At 59.5% G+C, this 15,522-nt stretch carries 14 protein-coding genes and 1 tRNA gene; 9 read left to right on the top strand and 6 right to left on the bottom strand.

Annotation, left to right across the window (positions count from 1 at the left end; translation table 11 throughout):
• Positions 1–9: 9 nt before the first annotated feature.
• Both BSY16_RS05740 and BSY16_RS05735 read right to left on the bottom strand, forming a co-directional pair.
• A complete protein-coding gene (locus BSY16_RS05740) occupies positions 10–1,071 on the bottom strand; it encodes an ABC transporter permease (protein WP_150130028.1) in 1,062 nt (353 codons plus the stop codon).
• Positions 1,072–1,083: 12 nt separating this feature from the next.
• Positions 1,084–2,733, bottom strand: a complete 1,650-nt coding sequence (locus BSY16_RS05735; protein ID WP_069058769.1) for an ABC transporter substrate-binding protein — start codon at positions 2,731–2,733, stop codon at positions 1,084–1,086.
• A 1,064-nt stretch (positions 2,734–3,797) separates the two neighbouring features.
• Between BSY16_RS05735 and BSY16_RS05725 the strand changes: the two genes are divergently transcribed.
• Complete coding sequence (locus tag BSY16_RS05725; protein WP_069058767.1) at positions 3,798–4,358, top strand: hypothetical protein; 561 nt, start codon at positions 3,798–3,800, stop codon at positions 4,356–4,358.
• Positions 4,359–5,094: 736 nt separating this feature from the next.
• On the opposite strand, the gene BSY16_RS05720 is transcribed toward BSY16_RS05725, so the two are convergent.
• The gene (locus BSY16_RS05720; protein WP_150129882.1) at positions 5,095–5,703 is read right to left on the bottom strand and encodes a hypothetical protein; all 609 of its coding nucleotides are present in this window, start codon (positions 5,701–5,703) and stop codon (positions 5,095–5,097) included.
• A gap of 782 nt (positions 5,704–6,485) precedes the next feature.
• Positions 6,486–6,575, bottom strand: a tRNA-Ser gene (locus BSY16_RS05715).
• 389 nt (positions 6,576–6,964) lie between these two features.
• On the opposite strand from BSY16_RS05715, the gene BSY16_RS05710 reads away from it, so the two are divergent.
• From BSY16_RS05710 to BSY16_RS05690, 5 genes are all read left to right on the top strand, one after another.
• Complete coding sequence (locus BSY16_RS05710; protein WP_069058765.1) at positions 6,965–7,177, top strand: hypothetical protein; 213 nt, start codon at positions 6,965–6,967, stop codon at positions 7,175–7,177.
• 193 nt (positions 7,178–7,370) lie between these two features.
• On the top strand, positions 7,371–7,895 hold the full coding sequence (locus BSY16_RS05705) for a DUF992 domain-containing protein (protein ID WP_069058764.1): 525 nt from the start codon (positions 7,371–7,373) through the stop codon (positions 7,893–7,895).
• Between the two features lie 191 nt (positions 7,896–8,086).
• Entirely contained in the window at positions 8,087–8,356 is a 270-nt protein-coding gene (locus tag BSY16_RS05700) for a hypothetical protein (protein ID WP_069058763.1), read from the top strand.
• A gap of 18 nt (positions 8,357–8,374) precedes the next feature.
• Complete coding sequence (locus BSY16_RS05695) at positions 8,375–8,722, top strand: hypothetical protein (protein ID WP_069058762.1); 348 nt, start codon at positions 8,375–8,377, stop codon at positions 8,720–8,722.
• A gap of 110 nt (positions 8,723–8,832) precedes the next feature.
• Entirely contained in the window at positions 8,833–10,623 is a 1,791-nt protein-coding gene (locus BSY16_RS05690; RefSeq protein ID WP_069058761.1) for a cation:proton antiporter domain-containing protein, read from the top strand.
• Here the strand turns inward: BSY16_RS05690 and BSY16_RS05685 are convergent, their stop codons facing one another.
• Together BSY16_RS05685 and BSY16_RS05680 are read right to left on the bottom strand one after the other, a co-directional pair.
• Positions 10,624–11,331, bottom strand: a complete 708-nt coding sequence (locus BSY16_RS05685; protein ID WP_083242969.1) for a FadR/GntR family transcriptional regulator — start codon at positions 11,329–11,331, stop codon at positions 10,624–10,626.
• A gap of 199 nt (positions 11,332–11,530) precedes the next feature.
• A complete protein-coding gene (locus BSY16_RS05680) occupies positions 11,531–12,157 on the bottom strand; it encodes an invasion associated locus B family protein (protein ID WP_069058759.1) in 627 nt (208 codons plus the stop codon).
• A gap of 290 nt (positions 12,158–12,447) precedes the next feature.
• Between BSY16_RS05680 and BSY16_RS05675 the strand changes: the two genes are divergently transcribed.
• From BSY16_RS05675 to BSY16_RS05665, 3 genes are all read left to right on the top strand, one after another.
• Entirely contained in the window at positions 12,448–14,244 is a 1,797-nt protein-coding gene (locus BSY16_RS05675) for an extracellular solute-binding protein (RefSeq protein ID WP_069058758.1), read from the top strand.
• Positions 14,245–14,379: 135 nt separating this feature from the next.
• Positions 14,380–15,051, top strand: coding sequence for a DsbA family oxidoreductase (locus BSY16_RS05670; protein ID WP_069058757.1), 672 nt, complete (start codon positions 14,380–14,382; stop codon positions 15,049–15,051).
• Between the two features lie 26 nt (positions 15,052–15,077).
• Positions 15,078–15,509: a GNAT family N-acetyltransferase gene (locus BSY16_RS05665; RefSeq protein WP_069058756.1), complete on the top strand. Its 432-nt coding sequence runs from the start codon at positions 15,078–15,080 to the stop codon at positions 15,507–15,509.
• Positions 15,510–15,522 lie beyond the last annotated feature (13 nt).

Genomic DNA, 15,522 nt, shown 5'->3' with positions numbered 1-15,522 from the left:
TGACTTCCCTCATCGTGTCCTCGTTCGGGGATCGAGCATGCGGTAGAGCACGTCGGAGAGAAGATTGATGGCGATGAAGACGGAACCGATGACGATGGTGCCGCCTAGCACCGCGTTCATGTCGGCGTTTTGCAGGGAATTGGTGATGTAGAGACCAAGCCCCGGCCAGGCGAAGACGGTCTCCGTCAGCACCGAGCCTTCGAGCAGGCCGGCATAGGAGAGCGCGATCACAGTGATGAGCGGCACGGAGGCATTGCGCAATGCATGACCCCAAATGATGCGGGCCTCTGACAGGCCTTTGGCGCGCGCTGCGACGATGTATTCCTGGCCAAGCTCGTTCAGCATGAAGGAGCGTGTCATGCGGCTGATGTAGGCCATGGAGAAATAGCCGAGCAGCGAGGCGGGCAGGATGATGTGCGAGACGATGTCGCGGAATGCTGCCCAGTCGCGATTGATAATTGCATCCAACAGGAAGAAGCCAGTAACCGGCGTGAACGTGTACTCGAATACGACATCGATGCGGCCGGGGCCAGAGACCCACCCGAGGCGTGCATAGAAGACGAGCAGGGCGAGCAGGCCGAGCCAGAAGATCGGCACCGAATAGCCGACGAGGCCGACGATGCGCACCACCTGGTCGCTAATGCTGCCGCGCCTGACGGCCGCGAGCACGCCGAGCGGAATACCGAGGAGCGCGCCGATGATCGTCCCGACGGTGGCCAGCTCCATGGTCGCGGGGAAGACGCGGCGAATGTCGGTCATTACAGGGTTTGTCGTCAGCACCGATGTGCCGAAATCACCGCTGAGCACGCCTTTCATATAGAGCCAGAACTGCTGGTAATAGGGCAGGTTCAACCCCATTTCCAGCCGCACGCGCTCCACCACATGGGCAGGCGCCCGATCGCCGACGATCGCCAGAACCGGATCGATCGGCACGACGCGGCCGATGAAGAAGGTGACGGCGAGCAGGCCGAGATAGGTGGTGGCGACGACGACGAGGAATCCCACCACCGATTTCAACCGCCCATAGGCGCGCCATCTGGCGCGCCCTGCCTGCTTGCGCGTTTCCATCATGCTCAAGGAAGACTATTCCTTGGACACGGGTGCGAGCGGGTTGGAATCGAAGCTCGGGCCGAGCGTGTAGCCCTTGACGTTGCCACGAACGCCCGCGACCTCGATCTGCTGGAAGATCATGACGAAGGGGCTCGTTTCCAGTGCCTGCTGCTGCAGCTTTTCATACATCGCCGCACGCTTGGCGTTGTCACGCTCCAGAAGGGCGGCCTTGGACTCGGCGGTCAGTTCCGGAATATCCCAGGCATTGCGCCAGGCGAGCGTCTTGACGGAGGCATCGTCTCCATTGTCGGGATTGGAGGTGAAGGCCTCGCCGTTCGAGTTCGGATCCCAGTAGTCCATGCCCCACTGGCCAATATAGAGATCGTGGTTGCGGGCGCGGTACTTGGTCAGCGTCTGCTTGCCGTCGCCGGGAATGATCTCGATCTTCACGCCGGCCTGGCCGGCGGTTTGCTGGAAGGATTCGGCGATGCCCGTTACCGGCTGCGTGTTGCGCACGTCGAAGGTCACGGAGAAGCCATCCTTCAGGCCAACCTTCTCCAACAGTTCCTTGGCCTTCGCCACGTCGAACTTGTAAGGACTTGCCTCCAGCGCACCGAGCACGCCCTTGGCCTGATAGGTCTGGCGGATCTCGCCGATGCCCTTGATCAGGGTCGCGCCGATCGCGTCGTAGTCGACGAGATACTTGAAGGCCTCACGCACCTCGGGCTTGGCGAGGTTCTCGTTCTTCTGGTTGAGGCTGATGTAATAGACTGTGCCCTTCGGCGCGCTTGTCGTCGTCAAATCCGCATTCTTCGAAACGGCGTCGAGATCGCCCGGCTCCAGGTTGCGGGCGACATCGACGTCGCCGGCTTCCAGCATCAGGCGCTGCGTCGCGCTTTCCTTGACGTGGCGGTAGATGACGCGGGTCAGCGCGGGCTTTTCGCCATAGTAGTTGTCGTTGCGTTCCAGAACGAGGATTTCGTTGGCGCGCCAGTCGCGAATCTTGAACGGGCCGGAGCCGGCATAGTTGGTCTTCAGCCAGCCATAGCCGAAATCGGTGTCGTATTTGTACTCGTCACTCGGCGTCTTGGCTTCGGCGTGCTCCATCACCAGCTTCTTGTCGAGCACGGCGCCGACGGTGGCGGTGAGGCAGTTCAGCACGAAGCTCGGCGCATAGGCCTTATCGACGGTGAAGACGAAAGTGCTTTCGTCAACGGCCTTGGCCTTTTCAGCGACATTGTCGCCAGTCAGGCCGAACTGGGTGAGGATGAAGGCGGGGCTCTTGTCGAGCTTGACGACGCGCTCGAAGGACCAGGCGACATCCTCGGCGGTTACCGGGTTGCCGGAAGCGAACTTGATGCCCGGTTTCAGCTTGAACGTATAGGTGAGGCCGTCGTCAGACACGGTCCAGCTGTCGGCGACGCCGCCCTTGACTTTGGTCGTGTCGGCAATGTCGAGGCGAACCAGCATGTCATAGGCATTGCCGATGAACTCGGCCGGCGACAGCTCGAAGGATTCGGCTGGGTCGAGCGTGATCGTATCGTCGATTGCCCAAGCCTGCACCAGCGTATCGGCCGGCGTTTCCGCAAAGGCCGGCGCCATGCCACCCGAAACGAACAGCAGCGAGAAAGCTGCACCGGCAAGCAGTGGGCGAATGTGGTTCGTAAGCTTTTCCCTGTTCATTCCCGTTCCCCATGTCACATGGTTGTTCTTCGGCATCCGATGGCCGGACGTCATTTTAATAAGTAAATCATACTATTGTCCGGAGTGACAATCCCCTAGATCGCGATTGATTGTCAGGCAAAAGTGCCCACCCGGGTAGCATCTCTGACGGGACACATCCTTTAGCTAAGGAGCACAAGCAACCGAAACCCACGAAGGGAAGCGGCGACGCCGATCGTATTTCGGGAACCGCCAGCAAACCCGACCTGAAAGAAGGGCAGATAGCGGTGAATTCAGAAGCGCCGAGGCATCCGAACAAGGGCGCCTATGGGTCTTGATGAACGGCCGATCTGAACTCGTACGGGAGATCGAAATGATAAACCGAACCGCCAGCATCGTTGCCGCGGCAGGCTTCGCTTGCCTTACCCTTGCCGGCTGCGTCGGTTCCAGCGCCGGATACGGCCACGGCTACAGCGGCGGGGTTATTTACGGTCAGTACGACGGCTATGATCGGTATGATCGGCCTGACTACCGAGATCGCGTCCACCGGGATCGCAGAGACCGCCGCGACCACAACTACGTGAGGCCTCGTGACAGAGCCGCCGATCGCGGCCATCGCCAAGATAAGAACGATCGGCGCGTACGTGATCGCGTAGGCTGGTCCGACGGAAAGTCGGATGACATCCTTATAATTCGGCGTCCATAAGCTTTTCGCGCACGCATTTGGCGAAAATCCGCCTCCGGGTGACAAACCGGGCCGGTTCTCAGCGGATATCTAGTTTCTAAAGTTTAGGCGAACAGTCGTAGAACGATCAGTGACCGGTTTACGAACCGGGGCGATGCACTACGCCTTTTGATGAGGACGGCTCCAGCGATATCGCCCGCCACGGTCTTGCCGCTGTGTGCACCAGCGAGGCAACTTGCTTGACCGGCCCTAAGGCTACCGTCTGCCCGCTGAGACGGGTTCTATTACGGCAATGTGTAATGGGGTCGGGCGCGTCTCCATATGCGGTTATCGCCTTGCCATTCGTCTACTTATGCGCGAAGGTCCGACCCGGTGCTGCGACAACCGGCGAGGGTACAAAATGACTGAAGATGAAATCGTAAGTTATGCCCAGAATTTATACGCCGCTTACTGCCTATTGATCATCATAGAAAACGATGGCTTCGCCCATGATCCCGAGAAGCACAATCTGTGCTCCGCCATAGTAAGCAATTCGGGTGGAGTGAAAGAGTACCTTAGCTACTCGAACGTGAGCGGTCTGTCGAAGAGTGTCAGAATCTTTGTTCAGGGCTCCCTTATCCCAAGCACGCCGGTAGTTAATCCGCTCATAAAGCGAGGAGGCATGCAGGATCTGCACACTGAGGTGCGTCTCATCAATTATCTATATTCCATCGGCGAACTCGAAAGGACGGGAACAGTCCACTTTTTCTCAACAAGAACAGTTTGCAAAACATGCGCCGAAGCGATTGGATTCGCTCAAAAATCCTGCGCCATGCATGTAGCCTTTATGCCGTGCGAGCTTAAGGCAGAAGACGGCTTGGATACGATTGAGAAGGTGCACATGTTTCTGGCAAAAAAGGGGACACTGGGAATGGTGCGCGACAAAACCAGCGAAACCGGCTCGTTCGCCATCGGAATGTAGCTGCTCGCCTTGCAGGGCTATCCTCCCGGCTTGACCGTTAGCGATCGCGCACTCTTCAGTGCCGCCACTGCGAACTCCTACCCAACAAGGAAAGCAAGGATGCATAGCCTGTAGGCCCCGCTGTACTTGGGGCATACCCTACCGGACGCTGAGGCTCCGATTCTTGTCCGAGGGCCGCGCCCGGATCTTCCGGGGGGGGGGGGCGAGTACTCGGCTTTTCGGCAGAGCAGGGTCGATGTGCGGCCTCGCGTCCGAATCTCGCCACTCGGTGGCGCAACTTTCGGACGACACCGTGTTTGATGCGGAGAATGCCGAACTTTCGGACACGACGCAATCCGGGATCGAAAGCCGAACCTGACATGCTCGGTTCAGGTTGTCGGCAACGCTTTGGCACACGACGGTTACAGCGCGGCGCAAAGTTCGCTCATTCATATAATTTTCTTCTGCGAAGCGGGAGATAGTGAGACCTTTCCGCACTTTTACCCAGGACCAGGCATACAAAAACTGACGTTCGACCTGTTTGGGGAGATCGTTGATCCAATCCCAGACCTCTTCCATGAGTGCCAGTTCGCCGACCGACGCGGTCTCGAGGTATCGGCGCCTACTGCTCCCGTATGCCTCGACCTGCCGGCGGACAACGTCCGGCATAGCCGATCCGTAGGCCTTAGGTCCCCTCACCGCGGGAAGTTTTCAAGGATGCGATGCTCCACGGCCTTCTCCGTCCAATCGTGGAAGTTCATTCGATTTCTCCAAGGCGAATATTTACTCTGACGGCATGAACCGGAGAGTCAGCAGAGGGATCTGGGTCTGGAAAGAGGTCTTTATTGACTAAAGACTGCTGAAGATATCTAATAGTTGCCTCCTCCTCTAGCTGGATGAGGTGACAGCGGGCCCATTCCAACATTCGTTTGAAATCGGGGGCTGTATCGAAGGCCGATTGGCTCAAAGCGAGCACGTTCCTAACGTCATCGATTTCGAGCTTTACTTGGCTGACGCGACGGATGAAGGCTTTTCTCTCGTCATCCCGCGTATTCCTACCCTTCGCCAGATCCCTTCGGTGTTCCATGTGCAACCGTTGACGCTGCTCTTCTTTGACTTCGTTGTCATAAGCCTTCTGCGAGGCCAGGATTAGCTGGCAATTGGTGATTATCTCAAAGATAGAGGTCTCTATCTTCGTGTGTGGCTCATCCTTCCATTCGCTTCGAATGCCTTTCGGTCGCACACCCCAGATACTGAGGGCCAACCGACCATCAAATTTCAGTTCGTTACGCTTTCTTCCGTCTCGGATCTCCATCACGCGCCGGCGAGGGCTACTAAGCACGAAAGGAACTTCGGTTATAAGCATCGACAAAAAAGACCTGATCCGATGACATTGACGTGCGGATCCCGACCTTGCTGAGTTCCTTTAAGAGACCACTCATGAATGAAATAGCGCGGCTTCTAATCGATTCATCGACCCAGACACTCTGGCGGTTGGCCATTGGCGAACTGAACACTTTTTTGCGATAGCGCGAAAGGACGGACGTTCGTCTTTTGCGCCTGTGATCGGCCATTGTTTTTTAACGTTTGAACTCGTGGGGTCACCTTGCCGTGGCCCGTCGCCTGACTTCGCGGCCGATTTGTCCGCGCCTGACACCCGTTCCGCAGGAGGTTTGCATTGGATCTGTATGGAACTCATGGCAAAAACCAAGTAACTTCCGCGGTGAACTTCTGCGTCTAGCACGAGCTCCTCAAGCTCTGGCGCGTACATTCTTCGAAATGGTGGTTTCGTCGCGGGCTTGCCGGAACTAAGTTGATCCCAGTATCGCTTTCCAGGAACTGGGATTTGATTGAACTTGCAGATTGCCACCAGCCCGCGCGTCAATTATGCCCAGCTCTTCCGCCACTTCGGAAATATGTTTAGACCAAACTAGGTTGTAGAGATCCTTTCTTGTGATTGTTTTCACATCGCTCATGGTCTTAGCTCTGAATCGGTCGAGCAGATATTATCTGCCTCCGGCGGATACGGGTTAGCCAGTCGAATCAAGTTCCGAAGCCGACCCACTAGGTTTGTGCAAGGCACGACAAGTGGGACCGCGCCATGTCAAGAAAAGAATGCGTTTAAAAACAGACACATAAGTATGGCACTGGCGGAAGAGGTGGGATTCGAACCCACGGTACGGTCTCCCGCACGCCGGTTTTCAAGACCGGTTCCTTAAACCACTCGGACACTCTTCCACTCTGAGAAGGCACTCTTTTCCCGGTTCTGGAAAAGCGTGAAACCGTGTGTTGCAGCGGTTATGATCCCTCAAGCGATGCGGCTTTTTAGCAGTTTTGCCCGCCTCGTCAATGCAGGAGGCCTACCGGCAGACGCTCCTTTTCGGGAGAGCCCTTGTTTTGAACACAATGCCCACCTATATCACCGTCATCGGGATTGCTGATGAGCGCTGGAAAATATCTGCCGCTCGCAATTGCCGCCATCACCTGCTGCCCTTGACCACGGATGTACTGGCACTGGTGAATAGGTGATGATGAGGAAGGTCGGTGCGGTTTCGCCCCGGCCTTTTTTGTTGCCGGAACAATCGGACAGCATGCGGGTTTCTGGTTGGCCACCACAGGAGGCCGGCATGGAACAGACATCCACCGCAAAACTTGCCGCAGAATATGTTCGCCTCGGCGGCGGGCGGCTGGCGAAGATCGACGACAATCAACTCAGCACACGGCAATGGAAACACGAGACGCGTGCGGCTGAAACGTTCTGGAACAAGCATATCGCGCGCCTCGACGAAAAGCGCCGTGACGAGGTCATCACGCATCTGCCGACGATCAATCAAGTGTGATGTCGCGCGCCCTGCCCCGGACATGTTGTTGAAAAGCCTCAATCGGTGGACGCCGTCGCCATCCGGCCCTGCAATTTGTTATCAAAAGATTACCTGCCCACACTCTGCCACGATCTTCGCCATGAGATGCTCCGCGACCCGGAACAATTTTGCCGGATTCGCCATTATCGTGCCTGTTAGAAGGAGTGCACAGATGAACAAGAAGCTCGGAACAGTCCTCGCGCTGACCCTTGCGCAGGCTATCGCGACGACAGCCGGCGCGGCAGACATGGTTACTCGCGAAGAAGCGCCGACCTATGTCGACCGTGGCGACCAGGGCGGCGTAAAGATCGGGATGCTGACCTGCGACGTCGGCGGCGGAGTCGGCTATGTGCTGGGTTCGGCAAAGACCGTCGATTGCGTCTTCTCCTCCAGCCGCGGCACACATGATTCCTACAGCGGCGTCATTCGCAAGCTCGGCGTCGATCTCGGCTTCACCACGCAGGGCCGCATCGTCTGGGCGGTCTTCGCGCCGACGGCAGGCTACCATCAGGGGTCGCTCGGCGGCCTCTATCAGGGTGCGACAGCCGAAGCGACCCTCGGCTTTGGTGTCGGCACCAACTTGCTGGTTGGCGGCACGTCGGGTTCGATCCACCTGCAGACGATCAGCATCAGCGGTCAGATCGGCCTCAACCTGGCGGCAACCGGCACTTCGGTGACGCTGACGCCGCAGGGCTGATACGGACGAAAGCGGGCGGCCTTGGCCGCCCGTTTCTCATGAGGGCTGCCGCACGGTGATCCGCTAAAGTGCACCGCGATCCATCAGATTCGCCCCTTGTGCTTTAGGTCCTTGATTCTTCGCATATCTTTATCGCAAAACCGCTGCACACTTTGCGCGATATGCTTTAGAATGCTGACGAGGAGACCATCATGACCCGTCTTGTGCCCGTTCTTCTATCCATGCTCCTGCTTGCCGCCTGCACGACCGGTGCCCCGCATTCGGTCGAGCCCATTCCCGGCAGCATCACCTATGGTGGGCAGCCTCGCAGCAAATTGACGAAAGCACCGGTTGGCAGCACGTTCGACCATACGTTCTTCGACAATCGTGGCCGCCGTGTCGTGGAAACCTATCAAATACAGCCGGATCGCTCGCTTCTTCTTCTCCGCCGTCACGCTCGAATCGAGTATCTGTGGGATTAGAAACGAATGGAGACGATCATGTTGGAAAGCACCGATATTGAACTGGAAGACGAACGCCTGAAGCAGCTCGACATTCTGGCTGACGAGCGCGCCATGACGCCGCCAGTGCTGCTGTCCCACTATACGTCCGGTTCCTTCGGCTTTCACGAAGCGGTGCACACGGCCTCCATCGTGCTCGATCTCGTCGATGACCAGCTTCTCCACCACCCCGCAATCGCCGGCAACAGCGAATGGTTCCGGCTCGCGGCACGGGCGAGCGAGGCGCTTTTCAATCTCTACCAGTCGATGGGGGCTGCCCAGCTCGCCACCCGCCCGGTAGACGAGGGCAAACGCCCGGAAGAACTGGACGCCAGCAACGACGGCTGATGCATTTACCGCCTTGCGCACAGAAATTGGCGACGCTACCCTATCCTCTTGAATTATAGAGAACTTCCTGCGAACTGCGGGCATTCTCTCAAAGGAATCGGGATAGTGCTTTGCCCCATGCGACACCGCTGATCGCAACCTTGGTTGCCGGTATCTGCCTCGCTTTCGCGGCGGGGCTGGTTGCGCATCGTTTTCGCCTGCCACCGATAGCCGGCTACCTATTGGCCGGCGTCATCATCGGCCCGTTCACACCCGGCTTTGTCGCAGACCAGAATCTCGCGAACGAACTGGCGGAGATCGGCGTCATCCTGCTGATGTTCGGTGTCGGCCTGCATTTCTCCCTGAAGGATCTGCTGTCGGTGCGGGCGATCGCCATTCCGGGTGCGATCGGCCAGATCGCGGTGGCGACCGTGTTCGGCCTGCTGCTTGCGCTGGCGATGGGCTGGTCGGCGGGCAGCGGCTTCGTGTTCGGCCTGTCGCTTTCCGTCGCCAGTACCGTGGTGTTGCTGCGCGCGCTGCAGGAACGCCGCATGGTGGAGACAGAAAAAGGCCGTATCGCGGTTGGCTGGCTGATCGTCGAGGACCTGGTGATGGTGCTGACGCTTGTGTTGCTGCCGCCTTTGGCCGGCGTGCTAGGCGGCACGGCACAGACTGCCAATGTCGATCCTGACTTGACGCGGGCGCTCGGTATCGGCGCGGTGTGGACGGCGGTCGGTGTCACCGCGCTCAAGGTTTCCGCATTCATCGCGCTGATGCTCATCGTCGGGCGCAAGGTCATTCCGATGATCCTGCACTATGTGGCGCATACCGGCTCGCGGGAGCTTTTCCGCCTGTCGGTCCTCGCCATTGCGCTGGGTGTCGCCTATGGCTCGGCAAAACTCTTTGGTGTCTCCTTCGCGCTGGGCGCGTTCTTTGCCGGCATGGTGCTGGCCGAATCGCAGCTCAGCCAGCAGGCGGCACGCGAAACGCTGCCATTGCGCGATGCCTTCGCGGTTCTCTTCTTCGTCTCCGTCGGCATGCTGTTCAATCCGGTCAACCTGATCGAACGGCCGCTGGCGATCCTTGCGACGATCGTGACGATCGTCTTCATCAAGTCGGCAGCCGCCTACCTGATCGTCAAGGCATTCGGCTATCCGCGCACCATCGCGCTCACTATCGCCGCCAGCCTGGCGCAGATCGGCGAATTCTCCTTCATCCTTGTCGTTCTGGGTGTCGGCCTCGACCTGCTGCCGCCCGTCGCGCAGGATCTTATCGTTGCGGGCGCGCTGTTTTCGATCCTCGTCAATCCCCTGCTCTTCATGGCGGTCGATCATTATGGCGCGAAGCTCGACACAGCCCCAGCCGCGGCGGAACCGGCAGGAGACGAGGACGCGGCAACGCAGCCGGAGGAGCCTGCACAGGATGTGCCGGAACCGACCATGCTCACAGACCATGCGGTGGTGGTGGGCTACGGCCGCGTCGGCAGGCGCGTCGTCGAGCAGTTGCGTGCGGCCGGCATTCCTTTGATCGTCATAGAGGAGCGGGCCGGCGTGGCCGAAGAGTTGCGCGACGGCGGCATAGAGGCTATCGGCGAACCGGCCGGCAGCCGCGGTGTGCTGGCGCAAGCCAACATTGCCGGCGCGCGGTGGTTTGTGACCGCGCTTCCGGATGTGTTTGCCGCCGGCACGCTGATTGAGCAGGCGCGCGCCGCCAATGGCGCGATCAGCATCGTGGCGCGGGCGAACTCACAGGCCGAGGCCGATCATCTCCGGCAATTCGGCGCCAATCACATTGTCATTGCAAAGGAAGAGCTTGCTGCAGCGATGACCGATCGGCTGCTTGCCGGCGATGCGCAAAAGGGGCACCGCCCGAAGGATGCTACGCAGGGCGAACTGGACCTCGCCGGGCCGTCGCCGACCTGACTATTCTTCGCCGCGCAGGGCCTCGACGACCCGCTCGCGTCCAACCCGGATGACGTTTTCCATCGCGCGCCTTGCGCCATCTTCGTCGCGTTTGTCGATTTCCTCGACGATGCGGATATGGCTGGTCGACACGTCGCTGATCTTGCCGCGATCAGAGGCGGGCGAACTCAGCTTGAAGACACCGACAAGCCCGGCCTCGATGAGGCTGCCCAACGTGCGCAGGAAGGGATTGCGCGAGGCCTCGAGCACGGACAGGTGAAATTTCAGGTCGGCCATGGCCAGCGTTTCCGCCGTATGCTCCGGGTCGCCCATGGCGACGGCAAGGCGCATCATCTGGCTGATATCGGCCTCGGAAGCATGTCGCGCCGCCAGGGCCGCCGCATGCGGCTCGAAGGCCAGCCGCACCTCGGAAAGATGCAGCAGAAAATCTTCGTTGACGCCGACGGCGAAGTACCAGGTGAGGATGTCGCTGTCGAAGAGGTTCCATTGCATGCTCGGCGTCACGCGGGTGCCGATGCGTGCGCGCGGCACCACAAGGCCCTTGGCCGCGAGCGTCTTCATCGCCTCACGCAAAACGGTGCGGGAAACCTTGAAGCGGGCGGCAAGCTCGGCATCACCCGGCAGCGTCGCCCCGACGGGGTAGTCTCCCGCGATGATGGCCCTGCCCAGTTCGTTGACAACCTGGGCGTGGCTGGTACGCGTGTTCATCCCGCTGATGACGGTTTCAAGCAAACCTTTGCGCAAGAATGTCCCCTCCTCCGCCCCGGCCCCACCCCTCTGGTCCGGAACAATCGTGCAGGTATAAAGCGCCCCGCCGATTCCGCAAAGCCCGATCGTGTCACCCGACCTTCACATACAAAAAACCCGGCTCTTGGCCGGGTTCTTTATGTCTTGGTCAGCCGTAGGCTTACTGGCTCTTGGCCGCCTTCTGGGCGTCTTCGAGCTTCTTGCGGGCCTCTTCAGCCTTCTTCTGCATTTCTTCCTGCAGCAGGCGCTGGCGCTCTTCGAGCTTCGACTGTTCGATCGGCTCGCCGTCGAAGACGCCGGTGAAGCCTTCGAGCGAAATCTTGATCGGGTTCGGCGCGCGCTGGAAGTTGATCGAGGTCAGCACGAGTTCGCCGCCCTTCTTGAGGCTGGCGATCATCTGGTCGGTCAACAGCACTTCGGCGACGCACTTGTCGGGCATGCAGATGGCGTAGTCGAGCTTCTGGCCCTTGCCGCCGTCAATCTGCATCTGGATGCCCGGCGGGATGAGACGTGCGCTCGGCACCGAGACCTGCATGATCTTGCGGTTGGTCTTGCCGGTGACGGTGATCAGGCCGACGGCAGTGATCAGCTGGCCGCTGTTGGCCGCCAGCAGGTTCTGCACGATGCAGACGTCATTGTCTTCCTGCTTGGTGCAGACCTTGAACCAGCCCTTCGGCGGAGCGGCCTGCTGCTGGGCGAGCGATGCGGAGGGCGCAGCCGCCAGGGCAACGCTAGCAGCAAAGGCGGAAAGCACGGTCCGCTTGATGAGGTGCGATGTGAAGATCATACGAATTCGGTCTCCTGAAAATCCGGTGCCGGAGCGACGACGCCCCTCCTTGAGCCCCTCTCGGGCGTGTGGTCAGCCGTGCGCTCTCCTGTCGGCGAATTGAGGCATTTGCATGACCCGCTTCGGCGAACCCTGTTACAATGGGCAGAGCCGGATATCCAGCTTTTCTTGCGAAAATCCCGCACACATTCGATTTCCCTCACTTGCCACACTGCTGTCCCCGTTCCAGCGGTTATAATAACAAAGAATCATCCGGACCTCACGAGGAGATCCCCTTGCGCCCCTTTCTGATGGCCTTTGCGGCCTGCCTTATCGGCCTGCCCGCCAGCCTTGGCCATGCCGCCCCCCTCCACGGGATTGCCATGCATGGCGACCCGGCCCTGCCGGCGGACTACAAGTACTTCAGCTACGTCAATCCGGACGTGAAGAAGGGTGGCCGCATTTCCTATGGTGTCGTCGGCACCTTCGACAGCCTCAATCCCTTCATCCTGAAAAGCATGCGCACGACGGCGCGCGGCATGTGGGATCCGGAGTTCGGCAATCTCGTCTACGAATCGCTGATGGTGCGCTCGCGCGACGAAGCCTTCTCGATGTATGGCCTGCTCGCAGAAAGCGTGGAGTGGGACGACGACCGCAGCTTCATCGAATTCCATCTCAACCCGAAGGCGCGCTGGGCCGATGGAAAGCCGGTAACGCCGGAAGACGTGATCTTCACCTTCGAGCTGATGCGCGACAAGGGCCGTGCGCCGTTCAGCATCCGCCTGAATGCCGTCGAAAAGCTTGAAAAGACCGGCGAAAACAGCGTCCGCTTCACCTTCAACGGGAAGGGCGACCGCGAGGCGCCGCTCCTCATCGCCTTCTCGCCGATCCTGCCGAAACACGCGATCGACGTGGAGACCTTCGACCGGTCATCGCTCGCCTTGCCGCTCGGCTCCGGCCCCTACAAGGTCAAAGCAGTCAAGCCTGGCGAACGCATCGTCTACGAGCGCGACCCGAACTACTGGGGCAAGGACATCCCCTCGAAGGTCGGGTTCGACAATTACGACGAGATATCCGTCGAATATTTCCTGCAGGACAATTCGCTGTTCGAGGCCTTCAAGAAGGGCGTGATCGACGTCTACCAGGAAGGCAATCCAACAAAATGGGCGCGCGGCTACGATTTTCCTGCGGTCCACTCCGGCACGGTCATCAAGGATGCCGTGACGTCGAAACTGCCACCGGTAATGTTCGGCTTCGTCTTCAACACACGCAGGCCAGTCTTCCAGAACGCGGAATTGCGCAAGGCGCTCTCGCTCGTCTTCGATTTCGAATGGGTCAACCGCACGCTGTTTGAAAACGCCTACACGCGCACGGAAAGTTTCTGGCAGAACTCCGCATTGTCCTCGCTCAATGTGCCGATCGACGCGCGCGAGCGTGACATCATCGGCGACGCGGTGAGCAAAATCGATCCCTCCGTGCTCGCCGGCACGCATCGTTTTCCGGTGACCGACGGCTCGGGCCGCGACCGCAAGGTGCTGCGGGAGGCGATGGGGCATTTCCAGAAGGCAGGCTATTCGATCAAGGACGGCCGCATGGTCGATGTCTCCGGCAAGCCGCTCGCCTTTGAAATCATGACGCAGAACGCCGACCAGGAAAAACTCGCCCTCGCCTACCAGCGCTTCCTTGCGGCCCTCGGTGTGCGGGTAAGCCTCAGAACCGTCGACGATTCGCAATATCAGAGCCGCAGCCAGACCTTCGACTACGACGTCATCATGAAGGCCTTCCTGTCGTCGTTGTCGCCAGGTCTCGAACAGGTGCGGCGCTGGGGAACGCAGGCGCGCGATCTCGAAGGCAGTGAGAATTTCGCCGGCGTCGCCGATCCCGATATCGACCGTGTCATGGCGGCCATTCTCTCCGCCCGCTCGGCGGAGGATTTCCAGTCCGCCGTTCGCCTCCAGGATCGCATGCTGCTTTCCGGCAATTACATCGTCCCGCTCTATCATCTGGGCCAGCAATGGATGGCGCGCAACAAACATATCGGCCGACCGGAGATGACGCCGCTCTGGGGCTTCCAGTTGCCCGTATGGTGGGACGAGCGGGCACAATAAAGGGGACATCCCCAGAATTAAGGGTACTTTGAGGTAACCTGTTGAAAGCCGCGGCAGACCAGCCTATCTCGGCGTTCAAGTGCCGCGTCGAAATGCGGCGGCCGGACCGTTCCGGCGTCTCGAAAGGAAATCCGGATGGAAGCCATTACGATCGATGTCGTTTCGGATGTCGTCTGCCCCTGGTGTTACCTCGGCAAGAAACGGCTTGAGAAAGCGATCGACAACGTCAAGGGCGACTTTGCCGTGGCCGTGACGTTCCGCCCCTACCAGCTCAATCCGGACATGCCCGCCGAAGGCGTTGACCACAAGAAGCACCTTGCTGAAAAGCTCGGTGGCGCCGACGCTGTCGAGCGGGCGCACAAGATGCTGACGGGTCTCGGCCATGAGGACGGCATCGATTTCGATTTTCCGGCTGTGAAAGTCAGCCCGAATACGCTGGATGCCCACCGTCTGCTGCGCTGGGCGATGATCGAGAGCCCGGAAATTCAGGGCCGCGTGGCAATGGCCCTGTTCAAGGCCTATTTCGAAGAGGGGCGCAATGTCGGCGACCGTGAGGTGCTGCTCGATATCGCGGAAAACAGCGGCATGGACCGCGCCGTCGTGAGTGCCCTGTTCTCCGCCGGTGCGGATGTCGATTCGGTGAAGGAAGAGATCGGCATGGCCCGCGACATGGGCGTCACCGGCGTGCCCTGCTTCATCATCGACAACAAGTATGCAGTGATGGGCGCGCAGTCGGTGGACGTGCTGACCAACGCTTTCCGCGAGATCGTGGCCGTGAAGGCAAAGGAACGCGCCGCCGACACGTAGGCCCGTTTCGTCAACTTGGAGTTTGCATGCGCCCCATCGTCGAGATCGTTGCCGAAAATCCCTCTGCCGAGATCCACGACACCATCGATACCGCCCTCACCGCTTTCAACGCTGAAATGCGCGGTTTCGCACCGGAAACGCCGGATTTTGCTATCGTGCTGCGCGATCCTCAGAGCAACGCGGTCATCGGCGGTCTCTACGGCACGGACGACTACGGCTGGACCTACATCAAATTCCTGCTCGTACCGCAATCCTGTCGCGGCATCGGGCTTGGAGCCGAACTGCTCACGGAAGCGGAGACGATTGCACGCAAGCGTGGTTCCATCGGCGTGTGGCTCGGTACATTCGCCTTCCAGGCACGCGCCTTTTACGAGAAGCAGGGCTACGTGGCGTTCGGCGAACTCGAAGGAGATGGCGGCGCAATCCCCCTCTATTTCATGAAGAAACGCTTGCGCTGAGACGGGCAGTCTT

This window comes from Sinorhizobium sp. RAC02 (genome assembly GCF_001713395.1).
In the GTDB taxonomy this organism is placed as follows: Bacteria; Pseudomonadota; Alphaproteobacteria; order Rhizobiales; family Rhizobiaceae; genus Shinella.
The sequence above is the reverse complement of the archived record's forward strand: the minus strand, read 5'-3'. Positions and strand labels throughout refer to the sequence as shown.